Below are 19,268 nucleotides of genomic sequence, written 5' to 3'. Positions count from 1 at the left end.
ACACTAGGCTCAATAACGGGCGGTTACCGTCAAACCAAAGGTTCGCGGGCGCAACGTAAACCCGGAGACCAGGTTCGGCCCGGCTCCACTGAACGCGTCCACAGATTCGAACCTGCCCAATTCAGGATTCGAATTAGTAAGGTTCTTGGCGAAGACGGAAACATCGAAATTCTCAAGGGCAATTCCAGCCCTCAGATTGACGATGTGATAGTCCCCAACGACACCGAGCGACCGATTGAACGATGCCGCGTTCTGCGGGTCCAGGTAAGTCAGATCGTCCGGATAGTCAGAAACATATTGCCAATCGGCCCGGAAGTAGGCGTCGTTGGCACCGATCGGATAGCGGAAAGCAGCACTGGAACTAATCTGCCAGCTGGGAGCCGCCACCTGATTGCCTTCGGAAATCAGGTTTGTGCCAGGCAATGTGGGATTTCTCACATCCTCCTGAAACTCTGTGTGATTGTAACCGATGGCGCTGGACAGGGTCAGGAAGTCGGTGACCTCCAGCGCAATCTCGCTGTCGAAGCCTGTGCTGATGGCTGAACCACCATTGACCACGAGCTGGAAGCCGCACTGCAGCAGGATGTTCTGCTGAATGTCCTGCCAGTCGATATAGTAGGCGCTGGTGCTCACACGCAGGCGCCCACCGAACAGATTGTTTTTCGCTCCAGCCTCATAGCTCCAGAGGCTGTCGGAATCGTAAGTACCAAGGCCATTGGCATTCAACGAGAAGCCGCAACCCTGACCGATCTCGGGGTTACCGCCACCGGTCCGGAAGCCCTTGGCGGCACTAACATAGAAGAGATGATCCGGGTTAACCTGCCAGGAGAGACCGAACTTGGGGGTAACCGGCGTCTCTTCCTGAACGGCACTGGCGTTGACAGGAACCGGCCCGACGATCGGACCATAGTTGTCAAAGCCGATTTCCACTCTGGTATCGGCAACCCGCAGGCCTGCCGTCAGCGTGAGACCTTCGGCGATCTCGTAATCCGCCTGAACAAAACCGGCCAGCTGCTCTTCATCGAGAGTGGCTGCATCCAGCACATTACCAAACACCGCGCCATCGAGCGGTGCGTTGGGGCCACCGGTCACCGGTGCGCCGTAGCAGATCGGCGGGGTTAGCCCTGCCGGGCACCCGCCATCGGGGAATGAAGCATCGACCGTCGAGATGTCGTTGAACTGGCGGGCAAGCTGATCGTTCTTAGTGTAGAACAGTCCAACCACGAGATCGAGACCGCCCAGATCGCTGGCTTCGGCACGCAGTTCCTGAGTGAAGTTCTGCTGTTCGTTATACACATATGATGTGGTGGTATCGTCCAGATCGCTGAGATACGATCCGTAGTAAATTGCCCGCTCGAAAGCAGTATAATCATTAACAGCAGATTGCTTGCGGTCGAAGTAGGATGTGTTCGAGACGATCGTTACCGGGCCGGCATCGTATTCGATTTTCAGCGACGGCAAGATAAACTCGTCGTGGCTTGGCTGGGCCTGGTTGTTGCCCTGACGATATTCGTTCTCGTCTGGGTTTGAGAGGTTGAGCCAATAGGAGCCGGAATCGTTGTTATAAATGTCCTGCCAGAACACCGAGGCGGTGATGTCCAGATTCTCGCTGGGCGCAAACCGCAAGGCGCCGCGCAAGACATCCACCTCCTGATAGTTCGAATCTTCCTCCACCACGGTGCCCGTGGTCGGCTCCGACAAGGTATCGGAGGGGGTCAGGCCGGGAAAGGTGGCCTGAAAATTGGGAAACTGAAGGTAAAAAGCCGACACATAGGGCCCGCCGCCGCCGGGCCGATCGTAGTTTACACGATCGACATAGCCCCCGTCGCGGCGATGCCACGCGCTGATACGGAACGACAGAAGGTCTTCCACAATCGGGCCGCCCACGGCGACGCCGGCCTCCCAGCTTTCTGCGCCATTTTCGGTCGTCGAGACTTCGGCCCGGCCATATGCGCTGTAATCGTAAAGCGACGGCGTGGGCGTAATGAAACGAACCGTTCCGCCTTGCGAGCCGGCACCGAACAGCGTTCCCTGCGGGCCACGAAGGACTTCGACGCGCTCGAGATCGAATACCTGAGGGAACACGGAGTAACTGGTGTAGCCAAGGCTGCGCGACTGGATCGGCGTATCATCGATGTAAATACCGGTGGTTGATGCCCCAGCAGTTGAGCTGATGCCACGGATGGATATCTGTGCAGCAGCTGCGTTGCGGAAGTCGGTCCGGTTCACCTGAAGGCCCGGCGCAATAAGGGCAATGTCGTCAATATTGCGCACACCCTGCTCGTCCAGTTGCTCTTCCCCGAAGGCGGCAACACTGACGGGCACTCTGCTGAGGACCTCTTCCTGGCGGGTGGCGGTCACGACGATTTCGTTGCTCGGCGCGGCTCTGGAGCGGCTACCACCCGGCGCATCTTCCGTGGCTTGTGCAAATGCCCCGACGGGCATCGCCAGAACACTTAACGCAACTCCAGCAGCGAGCCGATTTCGGATACAGAAACTGTTGCTCATTGATTCCCTCATTACTTGATTTGCCGACGCCCAATCTGGTGGCTGTCTGTGAGCGGTTCGGAGGCCCGCTCGGGGGCAAAGAGTAGACACGAGTGGCGCGCGAACTTGTCATATGAGGACAAAGACGCAGCCTGATCCGTCCAGCGCCCAGCTTATTGGTTCGCAGGGAAAAAGAAGCCGCGATTTCGGCCTCAGAAGATATGATCCGCGAAGGCTCGCAGCCCTTGCTGCCAAAGCGTTGACCTCAGGACCAGAGGCCTTGATCGCGTTCGATCTGTCGCCAGATCAACCTTTCTTCCCGGCCCGGATCGGAGACCGCACGACAGTCGTCATCGAACAGCATCGTATTGCGACTGGTAAGGTCGTAAACCGGCCAGTTCGGCAGGCCGGACGTTTGCGGGCTGCCGTCACGCGCGAAGGCAACCCAGGCATCACTCATCTTTTCGGCAAGCGCCAGGGCATCGGCAGTGCCGCCGGTCATTCCGGCACATAGCTGCGTGTTGTCGAAGACATGCGGAATTTCGTAGGTATGGGCGGCCTTCATAAGACCATCAAAGACCGGGCTCCCCCAGTCGAAACGGTACATGAAAACATCCGCACCTCCCGATTGGAGCTTGCGCTCCACCAACGTTATCGAGTCTTTTCGATGCGAATGATCGGCAGTCATGATCAGGAGCAATTCCCGGTTCGATGCCCCCGGATAGCTCCGGCCATATCCCTCCAAAAGAATATTGGCATGGTTTCCGGCAATCTTTTGCGCCTCTGCGGCGAGCTGTCGGTCGTCCACTACGTCGAACCGCTTGTCCGCCGTGTAGGACAGTGACATTTCGTGCCGGTTTGTACCGATCAATATCGGAACATGGCGGGCGGTCGCGGGTGCAGCAGGATCGAAAGGTGGACCTGCGAGTCCGCTACCGATGACTGGAGCAAAACCATAGGTCTCATAAAATGGTACGCCGGGCTCGAGCTCGGCCCGAATGCGTTGCCCCGCCAGCACCCCGGCGCGCACGATCAGTTCGTGTGGAACGTCTCGCAGACGCTCAAGCTCGCCCGCCGAAAGATCGAGCTCCTCAAGCAGGAACTGCGTGCGCCTGGTCTGATTTTCGTTGGACGGAAAGCGAATGCCCGGCCCGCTCTGAATGGCTGCCCGCGAAAAGAGCCCCTCTGCTTCCTTCATCGCCAGCAAAGTGGATACTTTGCGCGCGCCTCCGGACTCTCCGAAAATCATAACCCGTTCCGGATCGCCGCCGAAACTTTCGATATTCTCGCGAATCCACTTCAAGCCCAAGATGATATCGTGAAGTCCGAGGTTGCCATCGAACGACGAGTTTGCACCGGCGAGATCTTCTAGATGGAGAAAGCCCAGCGCGCCAAGGCGATGATTGATTCCAACGACGATGGCATCTCCGCGTCTGGCGATGTTCGTGCCGTCGCTGAAGGCAAGGTTTGCGCTCCCGAACTCAAATCCGCCCGGATGCAGCCAGACTAGCACCGGGAGTCCGGCACCACGTTCCAATGTCGGAGTCCACAGGTTCAGATTGAGGCAGTCCTCGCTCATACCATCCCGATACGTCGGCATGGTATCCTCGACATCGCGGCGAAGATCGCTGGAGCCTCCAGCGGCGTCCAGAGTTATGAACTCTTGAGGCGCCCGATCACCCCACGTCAGGCAATCGCGCACCCCGGCCCACGATTTCCGTGGCTGCGGTGCGCGAAAGCGGTTTTCTCCGCCAGTTGGTTCTCCATATGGGAGCCCGCGGAACAGGTGCACTCCGCGAACGAGCCCACCCCTGACCTTCCCGGCACTAGTCTCCACAATCGCCGCAGGATCGGGATTGAGCGGTGCCGCGAAGGCTCCGGCAACTGGCAATGCTCCCAGCATCCCGGCCTTGCCGAAACCCATAAGTGCAGATCTGCGGGTGATGTTAGGGATTGCCATAACTGCCGGTTCCTGACTCGCGGTTGCCGCCTATCCTGTGAGGGAAGGCACCGGGCCTACGCCATTAACGGTTCACTCCTTCAAGCGAGGCAGGGGGCGCTTCTGAGTCATAGACCAGTTCACCCTCGACGAAGGTCCAGCGCACTTCCACCTCGTGGAGTTGGGTAATCGGCAGCGTAAACGGGTCCTGCTGGGTTACGAAGATGTCAGCGTACTTGCCTGGCTCGATCGTCCCCACCTCGTCCGCATGGCCCATAATGCGAGCACCGTTGAGCGTAAAAATCTGCAACGCCTGCTCGAGCGAAACAGCTTGCGAGGCACCCAAAGCCTCCTCGCTGCCGCCGGGCAACTGCCGGGTGACCATCGTTTCGATAGCCAGCCAAGGGTCGATAGAGGGGACGACAGACCAGTCCGAACCGGCCCCGACAAGACCACCAGCTTCCAGCGCATCGGCAATCGGAATCCAGCGCTTCATCCGCTCGGGACCAATCGCCTCGACGATATCTCGCGTGATTGTCGACGGATACCAGATGTAAGGGGAAAACTCCCAGCTCGCATTGAGCTCGGTTATTCTGGCAACGTCGGCGGGTGAGACGAAACTGGCGTGCGCTACGTCATGGAAAGGTCCGCCCAGCCCATTTGTTTTCCGGGCCGCTTCGATGGCATTGATCGCATTGCGAACAGCGGCATCTCCCGCGGCATGAAATTTTACATGGAGCCCTTGCCGGTCGAAATTGACGACCGCAGGGAGAAGAACATCCGATGAAATGCTGTTCATCCCGGTCTCGTCCGAGTGCGCATAGGGTTCCAGCATAGCAGCCGTGTGGCTTTCCGTGGGAACACCGTCGAGGCCGGTTTTCACGCAATCGGGCTGGAAGCGATCTGTGGCATAGCGATGGCGGCTGGCAATCAGCGCCAAGGCAGCTTCACCGCCGTCTGGCGTGTTCGGGTTCCACATCATGCACCCGCGTATGCGGTTCTTCACGGCGCCGGAACGAGTCGCATCTGACATGATCTGCATGCTAACGGGATCGAGCCCTGCATCCGTGTAGGACGTGACGCCATATGACAGCATGAGATCGGTAGCGATGCCAAGCGCCTGGGTCATGTCAGCGGCGGTAGGTGGAGGAACCACTCCCGAAACAAGACCCATCGCCGCCTCTCGCAGCACGCCGGTCGGTTCGCCATCCGCTCCGCGTTCTATCCGCCCGTTGACAGGATCAGGGGTATCAGCGGTCAATCCGGCCGCTTCCAGGGCGGCGGAATTCACCCAGGCGCTATGGTGAGATTCGTCGAACAGCAAGACCGGGTTATTAGGCGAGACCTCGTCGAGCAGAGCCTTTGTTTGCTGGCCTTCGGCAAAAACATTGGAAATCCAGCTGCCGCCCTGAATCCAGTCGCCATCATTGGCTTTCGCCACACAGGCCGCCACGGCCTGCTGGATCTCTTCCGGCGGAGCGGCCGGCCTGAAGCCGCACGAGCTCTGCGCCATTCCGCCACCGATGGAGTGGACGTGCAGATCATGCAAGCCAGGCAGAACCGCCCCACCATTGGCATCCAGAATTCGCACGCCAGACTGTGCACGCTGCATCACATCCTCGGTCGACCCGACCGATACGATGATGCCGTTTTCGATCGCGACAGCCTCTTCGAAACCGTTTGGCGTCATCACGCGCCCATTCACGATTACCAGGCTCGAATTCGGATCGCTCGCAACATTTGGCTGTGCTGCAGCAGACCCATTCCAGCAAACAGCAAGACATAGCGAAGCGGCGAGAGAAGAAATGTTCTTTGTCATTGGAGGCCCTGCAAATAGCGTGGAAAAGTTGTCGTGTGCTCTAACACACAGAAAGGGGGCATCTCTGCGACGCCCCCTATCCCTGTTTCGTCAGTACCGACCCACAAGCGTGAGACCGAAGGTTCGCGGGCGCACCGTTACCGCCTGATACAGGTCCGGCCCGCCCGCGCTGAACACAGAGGGAGATTGGCCGTAGCCAAGTTCAGGCGCATCATTGAACACGTTGCGCACGAACAGCGAGACATCGAACGTGTTGATTCTCACCCCCGCACGAAGGTTCACCTGGTGGTAGCCAGGTTGGGAGCGAAGGGCCGCATTGAAGCTGGTGTTGTCGGGGTTTTGGTTGATGAGCTCGTCCGGCCAGGCGGAAACGTAATTCCAATCGCCGCGCAAATATCCTTCAACTGAACCCATGGGCACTTCGTACATTGCGCTGGTGGCCACCTGCCAAGGCGAACCTGCGACACGGTCACCATCTGAAAGCAGGTTGCCCGCACCCGCCGGGTTCGGCACGTCTTCACCAAACTCGGCGTGGTTGTAGCCTACCGCAGTGCTCAGCATCAGATTATCTGTTGGCCAAAGAGTTATATCTGCATCGAAGCCCTTGCTGATCGCTGAGCCTCCATTGATGACAAACTGGAAGCCGCAAGGCAGCCCGATATTCTGCTGGATGTTATCCCATTCGATATAATAGCCGCTCGCATTGATCTGCAGTCGGTTATTGAACAGCCCGCCCTTGGCACCGACTTCGTAACTCCAGAGGCTATCAGAATCATAAAAGCTCAAGCCATTCTGTGACAGGCTGAGGTTGCAGCCCTGGCCGATTTCCGGATTACCACCCCCGGTCCGGAACCCCTTGGCAATGCTCGCGTAAACGAGCGTGTCATCGTTGATCTGATAGTTCAGGCCAAATTTCGGAGTAATCGGCGTTTCGCTTTGTTGAGCCTCGGCAATCACGGGCTCCGGTCCAACAATCGGTCCGTAGTTGGTCGCCGAAATGTCGACGTCCGTCTTTGCTACGCGCACACCCGCAGTCAGCGTGAGGCGTTCCGTGATATCGTAGTCGACCTGCGCAAAAACCGCCGCCTGGGTTTCGTCGAGTGTCATAGGGTCGAGCGCATTGCCAAGAACCGCCCCATCAACGGGCGAGCGATCGCTTCCCTCGACTGGGGCACCATAACAGAATGGCGGGGTGACAACGAAGGGAGGCACCGGGCTGGGCGGGCAGCCCGCCTCGGGGAATGGCACGGGCAGTGTGCTGATATCGTTGTATTGCCGCGCTTCTTGCTTGTTATCGGTATAGAAGAAGCCGAGCACCCAGTTTACCGGCCCCTCCCCATTGGACTGGAAGCGCAGCTCCTGCGTGAAATTCTCCTGCTCGTTGAACTGATAGGCGTCCGTCGATTCATCGAGATCTGAGAGATAGGAACCGAAATAGATAGCATGTTCGAACGACGTATAGTCGTTGAACGCTTCCTGATCGCGCTTGAAATAGGAAGTAGTCGAGACGATCGAGAACGGGCCAGCATCATATTCTACTTCCAACGAAGGGATGTAGAATTCGTCACTGCTAGGTTGGGCCTGGTTGTTGCCTTGAACGAAATCATGATTTTCGACGTCGGAAAGGTTCAGCCAGTAAGTTCCGGAATCGTTGCTGTAGGTATTTTGGTAAAAAACAGAAGCGGTAATGTCGAGCTCATCAATCGGCGTGAATCGAAGCGCCGCGCGGACGATATCGGTTTCAAGATAGTTGGAATCTTCCTCGACGATAGTGCCCGTGGTGGGCTCAGGCGTGCCGTCAACTGGCGTTAAACCAGGATAAGCCGCTTGGTAGTATGGGTGATTGAGATAGAACGACGATATGTAGGGACCACCACCGTTTGGCCGATCGTAAATCATGCGATCGACATATCCACCCTCGAACCGGTGCCAAGCACTTACGCGCAGCGCGAGTTTCCCTTCGATCAGCGGTACGCCAACAGCAGCGCCCAGCTCCCAGCTTTCGTCACCATTTTCCGTGGTTGAAACTTCGCCCCGCCCATAGACCGACAGGTCGTTAAGCGAGGGGGCGGGCGTAATAAAACGCACTGCACCACCTTGCGCACCCGCACCGAACAGTGTGCCCTGTGGACCGCGCAAAACTTCTACGCGCTCCAGGTCGAACACCTGAGGAAAGACACTGTAGCTGGAATAGCCCAAGCTACGCGCCTGAATCGGAACATCGTCGATATAAATGCCTGTCGTCGCCGCGCCCGCCGCGGAATTGATACCCCGGATCGAAATCCGCGCCGCCGAAGCATTGCGCGTGTCACTGCGCTGAATGACCAGACCGGGAGAAATCTGCGAGAGGTCATCAATACTGCGAACACCGCGTTCATCCATCGCGCGAGTGTCGAAAGCGGCAACACTGATCGGAACGTCATCGAGTGACTGCGCCTGACGCTGAGCTGTAACGACGATTGAGTTGCCGGCAAATCCTTCGGGCGAATTCGCTCCAGCCTCAGCGTCCTGAGCAGCAACCAAAGAGGACCAGCCTATCGCTGTCATCGCAACGCCAGCCGTCAACGTGCGCAACTTGATATGTTTACAGAAAGTCATTTCGCACCCCATTCCTGAGTGGCCTCACCACGGGTACGCCCAAACCCTGAACTGATGGCCCCTGAACCAACTCTGCGGCGCCCTCCTGCTAATTTGGGCACGCGTCACCGCCCGATCTATTGTCGGTTACAGCGGGTCTGACGCAGGAATTAGGATGCCCGCACCAACGCCTTCTGCTTTGCGAAAGCGGACAAAGTTTCGTCTATTTCGAAAATTACGCCGAATACTGGAATGTGCTCAGCATTCTTCTTGCGAGAAGGAGCTGCCGGTTCAGCGATGAAGGCGACGGAGACAGGCTACAACCTGACTTGCTTCAACACCCCGCCTTCTCTGATCGGACACCCAAAGACACTTGAGGTCATGCCGGGATTCTCTGCCAACGCGAGTAGCTCACTTCGCAAACTGAGCCCCACCTTCGTCAGCGGGACGCCCACGGCGCAAAAGAGGCCAGGCCAATAGCGCTAGAGGAATGAGCATCGTAGCTATCGAAAGCGCCTTTACCGGCTCGAAGCTGGATGTTTCACCGAGCAGCTCACTTGCGGCAAGCGGACCAAAGGCAAGACCAAGCATTTGAAATGCTATGGCCGTCGACATCAATCGCCCCGAAGGCGTCAGACTGGCGGCGAGGCCAAGAATAAACGGCATGGCGAAGTTCCACAGCGTGTTGAACGCGATGAGTGCAACGAGGAACGCCGCGTAGTCGGGCTGCCCAAGGGTGAGCGCAATCGCTCCCGCCCCACCCAGCAGCCCGACTAGAACCGGCCAGAAATTGCCAACGCGTTCCGAGAACCAAACCGCACCCAGCGCCCCGCCGACGGCCGTGAATTGGCAAATGAGCAACGCATCGGCGATTGGCTGCTCATCAAGCCCGGCATCAATGCCGATCAGGAACAGATTGGCCCAGGCCACACCCACCGAGACATTGTAGACCAGTATGCCTGCAAGGGTGAGAATGATGGCCAACCATGGCGCTCGGGCGGAGGACATTTCGGTCTGAAGACCATCGCTCTGGCCGCCACTCGATGCGTGGGCCGGCAATTGCAAGGCAGCCGCGATGGCCGCCAAGCACATAACGGCCCAGCCGTAGAAAACCGCATCGAGCCCGACGGTATCGAGGATGGTTGGCATGGCCCATAGGCCAAGCGCACCATAGGTAAGCAGAAGCACAAGATAGAGCGCGAGGTTGCGCTCCGCTCGCGCGGTGGCCCCAACAACGACGAAGCTGATGGAGATTACGATACCCGAACCGAACCCGGCGATGAACCGGGCTATCGAGAGCATATCTCCGCCAGATGCGAGGCCCGACAGGGCATATCCCGCGGCTGCGATGACCAGCGCCAGACTGGCCTGCAATCGCCAGCTGAACCGGTCTGAAATCAAAGCCGCCAAGATCGTAGAGGAAGCGATGCCAAGCATCTCGGCGAAGGCCAATCCATTCGCCACAGCTTCGGTCGAACCATATTCAGTGACAAATCCCTGAACGAGGCCCGGTTGCACGATAAAACTCAGCACGCCAATCGTGCCAAGAATGATCGCCGCTACGGTTGAATCAGCCTCTTTCGAAGATTTACGCTGCATAGACTACTGACCCCACCTAAATTGAACGATTGCCTTGCTGGCGCACGCTTAATTCACGGCAACCTATCGATTCCGGGATAGAGAACTTGGCCGAATCGGCCATTGGCATCACCGGCAAAAACACGATGGTTGCGTGCGATGACTATCGAACGAAATCATAAGCCATTCACTCTTACCGACCGCGTAGCTGTTGTTACGGGCGCAGGAAGAGGTATCGGGCGCGCAATCGCCTTGGTGTTCGCCGATGCGGGTGCGGATGTAGTTATCGTGACCCGGGGCGAAGAAGCCGGAAAAGAAACGCAGAGCGCGATCGTCGCTCGTGGCGGGCGCGCCAGCCTGATCTCCGCCGATCTTGCGAGCCAGAGCGCCTGCATTGCGGCAGTCACACAGGCCGCGAGCGAATATGGCAAGCTAGACATTCTCGTTCACAACGCAGGAATTTTTCCGCAAATCGAAATCGAGGCAATTACGCTTGAGCAGCTTCAAGAGGTGATGTCGGTCAATCTTATGTCGGCTTTCTGGCTGACTCAGGCTGCGCTACCGCACCTGCGAAAAGCTCCTTCGCCCCGTATGCTGTTTACCTCGTCGGTTACGGGCCCGCGGGTCGCGCTTCCTCGGCTTGCGCATTATGCCGCATCGAAATCGGGCCTGAACGGCTTTATCCGCGCGGCGGCCATGGAACTCGCCAAGGATTCGATCACAGTGAACGGGGTCGAACCTGGCCTTATTGCTACCGAAGCGATGGGCGCTCTTGGTGACGAACAGCAGGCGCGCGAGATGGCAGCTTCGATACCGCTCAAGCGATTGGGTGCTCCAGAAGATATCGCCTATGCCATGCTCTACCTCGCCTCGGACCAGGCTGCCTTCGTGACGGGGCAGACCATTGTCGTCGATGGCGGCGCGCTAATCCCCGAGAACAGCGCGCTCATGCCCTGAGTAGCGCCATCTGTTACGACATGAGTAGCGAGATTTTTCTCTCGCTCGATGCTGAGGGGAAACGCCAGTTGGCTGCTTTCGCCAAGAAAAGCCACTTCCTCCCCAAACCGCTTTGCTGACATAAAGTGTCAATTACTGACGGAATATGTCTATACAACGGTGATCCAGCCTCTAATCTGTTACATACAGAAAGGGGTTCGATATCGAATGAATCAGCCGCAAGTCCTCCGCTCCGCTCTCCACGGTTGGCAGCAGGTGTTTGCAGACTGCGATTTCGTTGAGAGCTGCCCCACCTCACCAGTAGTTGATTTCGGCGAAACCATGGCGCTGGTCGATTTCGTGGGCACCCTCGAAGCCATCTCCGGCTCGGCGGGAGTACAAGCGCTGGGATGGAAGGTCGGAGAAGCTGTCGATCTCCCGCACTACGGCGATATCGGCAGAGCGGTGGGCTCTGCCCAGACGCTGGGGGCCGCGCTTCGGCAGATGTGCACCTACTTCGATCTGCTGCAGGATCTGACGGAGTTAAGGCTTATCGATGAGGGTGAGTTTGTTGCCCTGTCATATCGCATCCTCGACCCCACCATCTGGCCGCGACACCAGGACGCAATCTATACGCTGGCCATCAAGGCGCGTATCATGTTCAGCGCCTGTGACTTCCCCCAAAATGAGGCAGAGATATTCCTCGAAACGCCCGACCGAACGCTGGCCGAGCAACTTGAACGCGCATCCGGTCTTACGTGCCATCCCGGTGCTGAGTCCAACATGATTCGCTTTCCGGCGAGGTGTCTTGCCCTTCCCATGAGACCGGGCAGGCCGTTCGAGCCTCCAAAGCTTTCCGGCCTCGCCACATCGCTGAAGGAAAAGCGCCGAGCCAAGCCGATAGAGGATAAGGTGCGCGCAACTGTTTACAGTCGCCTGGGGCGTAGCAGAGTGTGTCAATCGGTCGTTGCTGCGGAGTTAGGGCTTTCGGATCGAACCTTGCGACGGCGATTGGCAGCCGACAACACAAGTTTCCAGGCGATTGTCGATGAATGCCGAATCCGCCAGGCCGTGCTGGAAATTACCCGTCAAAGCTCGGTATCGATTTCGGAAATCGCCTTGCGGCTCGGCTATTCTGAACACAGCACTTTCAGTCGGGCCTTTTCGCGCTGTATGGGCATTCCCCCTCAGGCTTACCTTCGCGGTGTATCGCGCGGCGATGATGCCCGTCTGGTCCGGATTTGAACCAAACCGCGATCGCTTGTGACACTTGCCCTACCCCGCATATCCTTTAGCCTTTTCGGGCATGTGGTCGATTGGCTGCGCGCGCGGAATGTTAAAGTCGATGCTGCGCTCAACGCCGCAGGTATCGATCTCGCTCTGGTCGACGAAGCTCAGGATTTCGTGCCTCTCGCCAGTTACGTAGCGTTCTTCGAGCAGGCCGCAGAGGCAACGGGCATACAACATTTGGGACTGAAGATCGGGAAGATCGAGGATCCTGCCAACCTGGGGCTGATGGGCACATTGTTCATGAGCGCCCCGTCACTGGTCGACGCGCTGAATTACTTTACCCAGCATCTGCACGTTATGCAGGAGGGCACTCTCAACCGCCTGACGCTTTGCGGGGATACTGCCGAGATTGAATATCGCGTTCTTGATGCAAGCATACTGACCAGGCGCCAAGATGCAGAGTTTTCAATCGCTGCCAATACGAGCTTCGTCGATGCGTTTTCAGGGGGACGACTGAGACCACGCGAGGTCCACCTCGAACACAGCTGCCAAGGCACCTATGCCGATTATCAGAATTACTTCCGCTGCGATGTGTTCTTCGACCAGCCGACGAACCGGCTGATCTATGATCGCGAAGGTTTTAATCACCGCAATCCAGCAAGTCGCCCAATGCTTGCGGAACTGATCTCCGAACACTTCGCGCGTTCGTCGCGCAACGAGGCGACCGTATGCGATTTGACCGGCAGAGTTCAGATGCTGCTAGGCGGCGGCCTTTCCAGGGAGGCAGACGTTGCCGAAGAACTTCGCATGTCAGTGTCCACACTGTTCCGCAGGTTGAAGGCGGAGGGAAAGAGCTTTCGCCAGCTCGCGCTGGAAGAGCGGATGGTTCGCGCCAGACGCATGTTACTGGCAACCGATCGCCCGATTGTCGATATCGCCCTCATGCTCGGATACTCGGAGAGTTCCAGTTTCACCCGCGCCTTTCGCAAGGTGACCGGAATGACGCCCAATTCGTACCGCCGAGCCCCCGCTCAGGGCATGTCAGCCTGATGCGCGTGGGCCGGATCCACGATTCCTTAGACTTTCGTCGGGTTTATTTCTCGATGGCCGACAGTCAGGGATCTTTTCAGCAGAACAATCGAAGGCAGCGAGATGATTTCGCCAGATATCCTTGAGCGTCGCGAGCGCCAGTTCGGTCCCAACGCTCCGCTATTTTATGACCGGCCTCTCCACATGGTGCGCGGCTCGGAATGCTGGATGTGGGATGCGGACGGAACCCGCTATCTCGATTGCTACAACAACGTGCCGCATGTCGGGCACTGCCATCCGCATGTGGTCGAAGCCCTGTGCAAACAGGCGGGCACACTGAACATTCACACCCGTTACCTCAACGAGGTCGTCCTCCAATATGCCGAGCGCCTCACAGGCTTGCTCCCGTCTCCGCAGCTCGACCGCGCCATGTTCGTCTGCACCGGGACAGAGGCCAACGAACTGGCGCTGAGAATTGCGCGCTATGCCTCAGGCAACCGTGGGGTTCTGGTCAGCGACTTCAGCTATCATGGCAATTCGAGCGGCTTTGCCGAGTTGACCACAGGGCTGCCTCATCCCGAACCCATGGCGGATTTCGTCCGTTCGCTAAAGATACCGGACCCCTACCGTTGGGACGGTTCGGAAGATGAGATGGTCGCTCACCATCTTGCCCTGGTTGACGAGGCTATCGAGTCTTTGAACGAGGCCGGCTTCGGTGTCGCCACAGTCATCTTCGACACCATCTTCTCCACCGAAGGCCTGCTCGATGTTCCACCGGCATATGTGCAGGGCGTTGCACAAAGGGTTCGTGACGCCGGCGGTTTGTTCATCGCCGACGAGGTGCAGCCCGGTTTCGGCCGGATGGGCGATGCGATGTGGGGTTTTCAAAGCACAGGTGTAACGCCAGACCTCGTGACCATGGGCAAGCCTATGGGTAACGGCCATCCGGTCGGAGCGGTTGTTACCAGCAGCGCGCTTGCCGACGCCTTCACCGGCGATGCGCTCTATTTCAACACCTTTGGCGGGAACCCCGTTTCCGCTGCTGCCGGCAATGCTGTCCTCGACGTGATCGAGCGCGAAAACCTGATGCATCATTCCGCAACCGTGGGACAATACCTGCAGGAACGCCTGGCCGACGTTGCTGACAAGTTCAGCTGCGCCGGAAATGTCCGTGGACGGGGTCTCTTCGCCGCTGTCGAACTCGTGGGGGACGACAAACAACCTGACGCCCGGCTCGCCAAGGCCATTATAAACGAAATGCGCAACCGGCAGATCCTTATCAGCAAGATCGGGCCTGCCGATAACGTGTTGAAGATTCGTCCGCCTCTCTGCCTCGGCAGAGAAGAAGTCGATTTATTGGCAGACGCCCTCTCCAGCACCATCGAGACTTTGGCCCAATGACCAACTTTTACGACGCCTCGCAGGCAGAACAGATCGCATCGCTGACCGTCCTGGCTCAGAATGCTCTTGCACAGTACCCGGGCGCTTACGGCGTTCCCGAATTGGTCAAGTATCGCGAGAATGCGATATTCTCCGTACGGGATTCGGACGGAAACCGGTTCGCCCTGCGTATCCACCGGCCAAACTATCACTCCGACGCTGCCCTGAATTCCGAGGTTGCCTGGATGGAAGCGCTCGAACGGCAAGGGCTGCCGGTTCCCCAGGTGATAAGCAACACCAAGGGAGAATTGATCACCCTGGCTTCCGCTCCTGCGGTGCCGGAAGTTCGCCGGGCCGATTTGCTATGCTGGGTCGATGGGGTGCCCTTGTCCCAACTCGAAGATGAGGGAAGCCTTCCAACGCGCGAGCGGGCCGCGCTTTATCGCCTCCTCGGCGGCCTGATGGCCCAGTTGCACCAACATGGCGCAGAGTGGGCCACCCCGTCCGACTTCGAACGCCATAACTGGTACACCGACGCGCTGGTCGGCGCCGATCCCATCTGGGGACGGTTCTGGGAGTTGCCGGACCTCGATCAGGAGCAGAGACAGATGATGCTCGGTGCAAGGGAGGAAGGCGCGCGAGCCCTCGCCAAGCACCCTCGCAACGGGGACAACTCCGGCCTCATTCATGCCGACCTCATCGCCGACAACGTTATGGTTGCCGGGGACAGGCTTCAGCCGATCGATTTCGATGATGCCGGGCACGGCTGGCATATGTTCGACATTGCCACGACGCTCTATTTCCATCACCGGCAGCCGGATTTTCAGGACCTGCGAGATGCGTTGATCGCGGGCTATCGCGAGGTACGCCCGCTGCCGCAAAGCGAAGTCGATGCCCTTCCGCTGTTTATGATGTTGCGCGGAACCACATATCTTGGCTGGGTATCCACCCGCCGCGAAACGGAAACAGCGCGCGAATTGACACCTTTCCTGATCGAGCAGGCGTGTTCCGCATGCGAGATTTACCGCAAGAGCTGCGGATAACGCATCGCTCTAGCTGATCGGCGGCGAGTAAAGGGTCTCCCCCATCTCGCCGCCGGTCGCTGTCGCCGGGCTATTTGGCGATATTGTACACCTTGATATTGGTGCAGGACTTCAGTCCTTCGATCCCAAATTCCACACCCATGCTGGAATAGCGCGCACCGCCGAAGGGAATGTGCGGTGCGACTTCGCCATGCTTGTTGATGTAGACCGTACCGGCGACAAGGCGCTCGGCAATGGCAAGCGCTCTGTCGATGTCCTTGCTCCAAACCGAAGCCGCAAGATCGACATCGAGGCTGTTTGCCTGGCGGATCGCATCATCGACTTCGGTGAAACGAATGATCGGCAAAAGCGGGCCGAACTGCTCCTCGTCCACACATGCCATGCCTTCCCGAGCATCTGCAATAAGAGTGATCGGGAAGAAGAAGCCCTTCCCTTCCCGTGGTGCCCCGCCCGTGATCACCCGCCCGCCCTCTGTGGGAGATGACGAGGCCAGGCGGGTGACCTTTTGAAACTGCATTTCGTTCTGGATAGGGCCAAGCACGTTGCTCTCGTCCAGCCCGGGGCCCATCGGCATGGTTTCTGCCAATTGAGCAAGTTCGGAGCAAATTTCATCATAGATATCATCGTGAACATACAAACGCTTCAGTGCAGCGCAGGTCTGTCCATTGTTGATGAAAGCGCCCCAGAAGATGCCTTCAGCCACGGCCTTCGGATCGACGTCGGGCAGAACGATACCAGCGTCGTTTCCTCCCATTTCGAGCGTGAGCTTCTTCAGGGTTGGCGCTGCGGCTACCATAATTTTCTTGCCCGTCTCGGTTGAGCCGGTGAAGATGATCTTGTCGACATCCTTGTGCGTCGTCAGCCCTTCCGCGACCCCTTCCCCGTCGGCAACTACATTGAGCACGCCCTGAGGCAATGCTGCTGCGAGCAATTCGACCATCCTGAGCGTCGATAACGTGGTGTAAGGCGATGGCTTGATGACCACAGTATTGCCCGCCCGGATCGAAGGCGCGATGTGCCAGATAGCGATCAGAAGTGGCCAGTTCCACGGTGTTATCGAGCCGATAACGCCGAGAGGAACGTAGCGCTTTTCAACCCTTGCCGCATCATCGTCCTGAATGACCTCGACCGGAAGCGCAAGCTGCGCTGTCGCATTGAGCCAGGCCGAGCAACCTCCCAGCTCAAACTCCGAGCCGATCCCCTTCAGCGGCTTGCCCTGTTCCTTGGTCAGAAGCTGCGCGAGTTCGGCACTGTGATCGTCGATAATATTCGCCAGCTTGCGGCAAGCCTGCGCGCGGACCTCGTCGGACTGCTGCGCCCAGCCCGGCTGCGCGCGTTTGGCCGCGGCCACTGCCGCGTCAAGGTCAGATCGCGTTCCCACCGGCGCGAGACCGATCACCTCACCGGTGGCGGGATCTCGCACTTCGCGCGATTCTTCCGCCTGCTTATGTTGCCCGTCTACGAACATGTGAAATTGCTCGCCTTGCGTCATGCCATCCATATCCCATGCTATTGCCTAGTCCGAACTTGTCACCCCACGGTGCGAGGCAGCCGAATCCATGGCTTCGATTTCAAAAAGAATCTGGAGAAGAGTACGCGCCTTTTCATGGCCGATCCGGTCAATAATCGCTTGGTTGTGTTCCGATGCGCGTGCCGAAAGGTCGGCGAGAACGCGCGCTCCTTCTTTCGTAAGCTCCAGCCTGTGGCGCCTGCGGTCTTCAAGATGGTCACTGCGGGTCAGCCATTCCCGATCTACCAGCCGCTGTACCGCCCGGGAAATCTTACTCTTGTCGAGCGATGTGCGCTCTACGATTTCACCGGAACCGATCGGCGCATAAAGCCCCACGTTGAACAAAACCCGCCATTCCGCGCGTGTGATGCCATATTCGGAGATGTAGACCTGCCGGAACTTCTGTGAGCTTTTTTCTGTCGCCTGATAAAGGCGATAAGGGATGAATTCTTCCAGATCGAACATGCAGCTTTCTTTCGCAAATGGCATCGCTCGCCACGGCGGCAGCGTCCAAGCATAATCGGCGAGTTCCTCCCGACCAGAGGAACCTTTCATTTCTCAACCATGACCGCACGAACTTCGCCGGGCCGCCTACCCCATGATCTCTAAGAGCATCATCTTCTCATTTGCAACGGTTGCAAATGAGAAGATGATCGCATAGAAAGATGGTGAGAGTCGCCACCATGCCGGGAACGTCCCCACGTCGCTGTGCGGAAACGGATCCGGCGCCCTCGGTGCGCGAAATAAAGCCTTGGAGAAACAGTGTGGCAAAGCCCTTCGCATCATCTGCCGACCTGACGGAAAAGTCAGAAACCCTCGAAACACTGGCCGACGGTGTCTACGCCCTGACCGCAGAAGGTGACCCGAACGTCGGCGCGATCGAGGGCGAGGATTTCGTCGTCTGCATCGAAGCACGCGCAACGCCCGCCGCGGCGCGCGATTGGCTCACCAAGCTGCGCGAAAAGACCGATAAGCCGATCAAGCACCTCATTCTCACGCACTATCATGCCGTGCGCGTTCTCGGGGCCGCTGCTTTCGAGGCAGAGAACATCATCATGTCGGACGTGTCGCGCCAGTTGGTGGAGGAGCGCGGAAAGCAAGATTGGGACAGCGAATACGGTCGTATGCCGCGGCTCTTCAAGGAGCCCGATGGCATTCCCGGCCTGACGCGGCCGACCATCACGTTCAAGGACGAAATGCGGATCGAACTGGGCGGCGACCGTGGCCATCTCGATCTCAAGTTCTGCGGACGCGGCCATACCGCAGGCGATATCGTGGTGTGGCACGAGAAGTCCAAAACCCTCTTTACCGGCGACCTGGTAGAGGCAGAAGCCGCGCTTTATACCGGCGATGCTTTCCACTTCGACTGGAGCAAGCACACCCTCGACAACGTCAAGGCATTCCGTTCGGAAAACCTGGTTGGCGGGCGCGGCGCAGTCGCCAAGGGCGTTGAAGCGACCGACAAGGCAATCGAACAATCGCGCGATTTCCTCAAGACAATGATCCGCGAAACGCAGGCCGTGCACGAGCGCGGAGGGACGCTGAAGGAAGCATTCGAAGCCTGCCACCGTACGCTCGAACCGAAATATGGCCGTTGGCCGATTTTCGAGCATTGCCTTCCCTTCGACGTCAAACGCCTGTGGGACGAGTTTAACGGCAAGGACTGGCCCGAAATCTGGACCATGGAACTCGACCGGCAGGTCTGGGACCAGCTGCAGGACTGAGCGTTAGGCCTGGAGG

13 protein-coding genes are annotated in these 19,268 nt (G+C 58.1%); 6 read left to right on the top strand and 7 right to left on the bottom strand.

Annotated elements, in window-relative coordinates:
* Positions 1–9: 9 nt before the first annotated feature.
* The 5 genes from E0473_RS12835 to E0473_RS12815 all read right to left on the bottom strand — a co-directional run bounded on the left by E0473_RS12835 (position 10) and on the right by E0473_RS12815 (position 10,421).
* Positions 10–2,508 (bottom strand): TonB-dependent receptor, encoded by a 2,499-nt coding sequence (locus E0473_RS12835; RefSeq protein ID WP_241657501.1) that lies wholly within the window; start codon positions 2,506–2,508, stop codon positions 10–12.
* Between the two features lie 244 nt (positions 2,509–2,752).
* Positions 2,753–4,411 carry a carboxylesterase/lipase family protein gene (locus E0473_RS12830; protein WP_161981598.1) on the bottom strand — a complete coding sequence of 553 codons (1,659 nt, stop codon included), beginning with the start codon at positions 4,409–4,411 and terminating at the stop codon, positions 2,753–2,755.
* A gap of 100 nt (positions 4,412–4,511) precedes the next feature.
* Positions 4,512–6,245, bottom strand: a complete 1,734-nt coding sequence (locus E0473_RS12825; protein WP_137681274.1) for an amidohydrolase — start codon at positions 6,243–6,245, stop codon at positions 4,512–4,514.
* 90 nt (positions 6,246–6,335) lie between these two features.
* Positions 6,336–8,843, bottom strand: coding sequence for a TonB-dependent receptor (locus E0473_RS12820; RefSeq protein WP_161981597.1), 2,508 nt, complete (start codon positions 8,841–8,843; stop codon positions 6,336–6,338).
* A 390-nt stretch (positions 8,844–9,233) separates the two neighbouring features.
* Complete coding sequence (locus E0473_RS12815) at positions 9,234–10,421, bottom strand: MFS transporter (protein WP_338325098.1); 1,188 nt, start codon at positions 10,419–10,421, stop codon at positions 9,234–9,236.
* A 138-nt stretch (positions 10,422–10,559) separates the two neighbouring features.
* On the opposite strand from E0473_RS12815, the gene E0473_RS12810 reads away from it, so the two are divergent.
* The 5 genes from E0473_RS12810 (at position 10,560) to E0473_RS12790 (ending at position 16,018) form a co-directional block, all read left to right on the top strand.
* Positions 10,560–11,357 carry an SDR family oxidoreductase gene (locus tag E0473_RS12810; RefSeq protein ID WP_137681271.1) on the top strand — a complete coding sequence of 266 codons (798 nt, stop codon included), beginning with the start codon at positions 10,560–10,562 and terminating at the stop codon, positions 11,355–11,357.
* A gap of 207 nt (positions 11,358–11,564) precedes the next feature.
* Positions 11,565–12,581, top strand: a complete 1,017-nt coding sequence (qhpR, locus tag E0473_RS12805; protein WP_161981596.1) for an AraC-like transcriptional regulator QhpR — start codon at positions 11,565–11,567, stop codon at positions 12,579–12,581.
* Positions 12,582–12,644: 63 nt separating this feature from the next.
* Positions 12,645–13,616 (top strand): AraC family transcriptional regulator, encoded by a 972-nt coding sequence (locus E0473_RS12800; RefSeq protein ID WP_161981595.1) that lies wholly within the window; start codon positions 12,645–12,647, stop codon positions 13,614–13,616.
* Between the two features lie 102 nt (positions 13,617–13,718).
* Positions 13,719–14,996: an aspartate aminotransferase family protein gene (locus E0473_RS12795; protein WP_170308145.1), complete on the top strand. Its 1,278-nt coding sequence runs from the start codon at positions 13,719–13,721 to the stop codon at positions 14,994–14,996.
* Positions 14,993–16,018, top strand: coding sequence for a phosphotransferase enzyme family protein (locus E0473_RS12790; protein WP_137681268.1), 1,026 nt, complete (start codon positions 14,993–14,995; stop codon positions 16,016–16,018). The genes E0473_RS12795 and E0473_RS12790 overlap by 4 nt, the downstream gene beginning before the upstream one ends.
* Positions 16,019–16,088: 70 nt before the next feature.
* On the opposite strand, the gene E0473_RS12785 is transcribed toward E0473_RS12790, so the two are convergent.
* Both E0473_RS12785 and E0473_RS12780 read right to left on the bottom strand, forming a co-directional pair.
* Positions 16,089–17,519: an aldehyde dehydrogenase family protein gene (locus E0473_RS12785; protein WP_206663444.1), complete on the bottom strand. Its 1,431-nt coding sequence runs from the start codon at positions 17,517–17,519 to the stop codon at positions 16,089–16,091.
* A gap of 15 nt (positions 17,520–17,534) precedes the next feature.
* Positions 17,535–18,083: a MarR family winged helix-turn-helix transcriptional regulator gene (locus tag E0473_RS12780; protein ID WP_137681266.1), complete on the bottom strand. Its 549-nt coding sequence runs from the start codon at positions 18,081–18,083 to the stop codon at positions 17,535–17,537.
* 209 nt (positions 18,084–18,292) lie between these two features.
* Here E0473_RS12780 and E0473_RS12775 point away from each other — a divergent pair, with 209 nt between their 5' ends.
* Entirely contained in the window at positions 18,293–19,252 is a 960-nt protein-coding gene (locus E0473_RS12775) for an MBL fold metallo-hydrolase (RefSeq protein ID WP_206663443.1), read from the top strand.
* Positions 19,253–19,268 lie beyond the last annotated feature (16 nt).

Source organism: Aurantiacibacter suaedae, assembly GCF_005434915.1.
GTDB classification, from domain to species: domain Bacteria; phylum Pseudomonadota; class Alphaproteobacteria; order Sphingomonadales; family Sphingomonadaceae; genus Alteraurantiacibacter; species Alteraurantiacibacter suaedae.
Note: the sequence above shows the minus strand (reverse complement) of the source record. Positions and strands in the feature narration are given on the sequence as shown.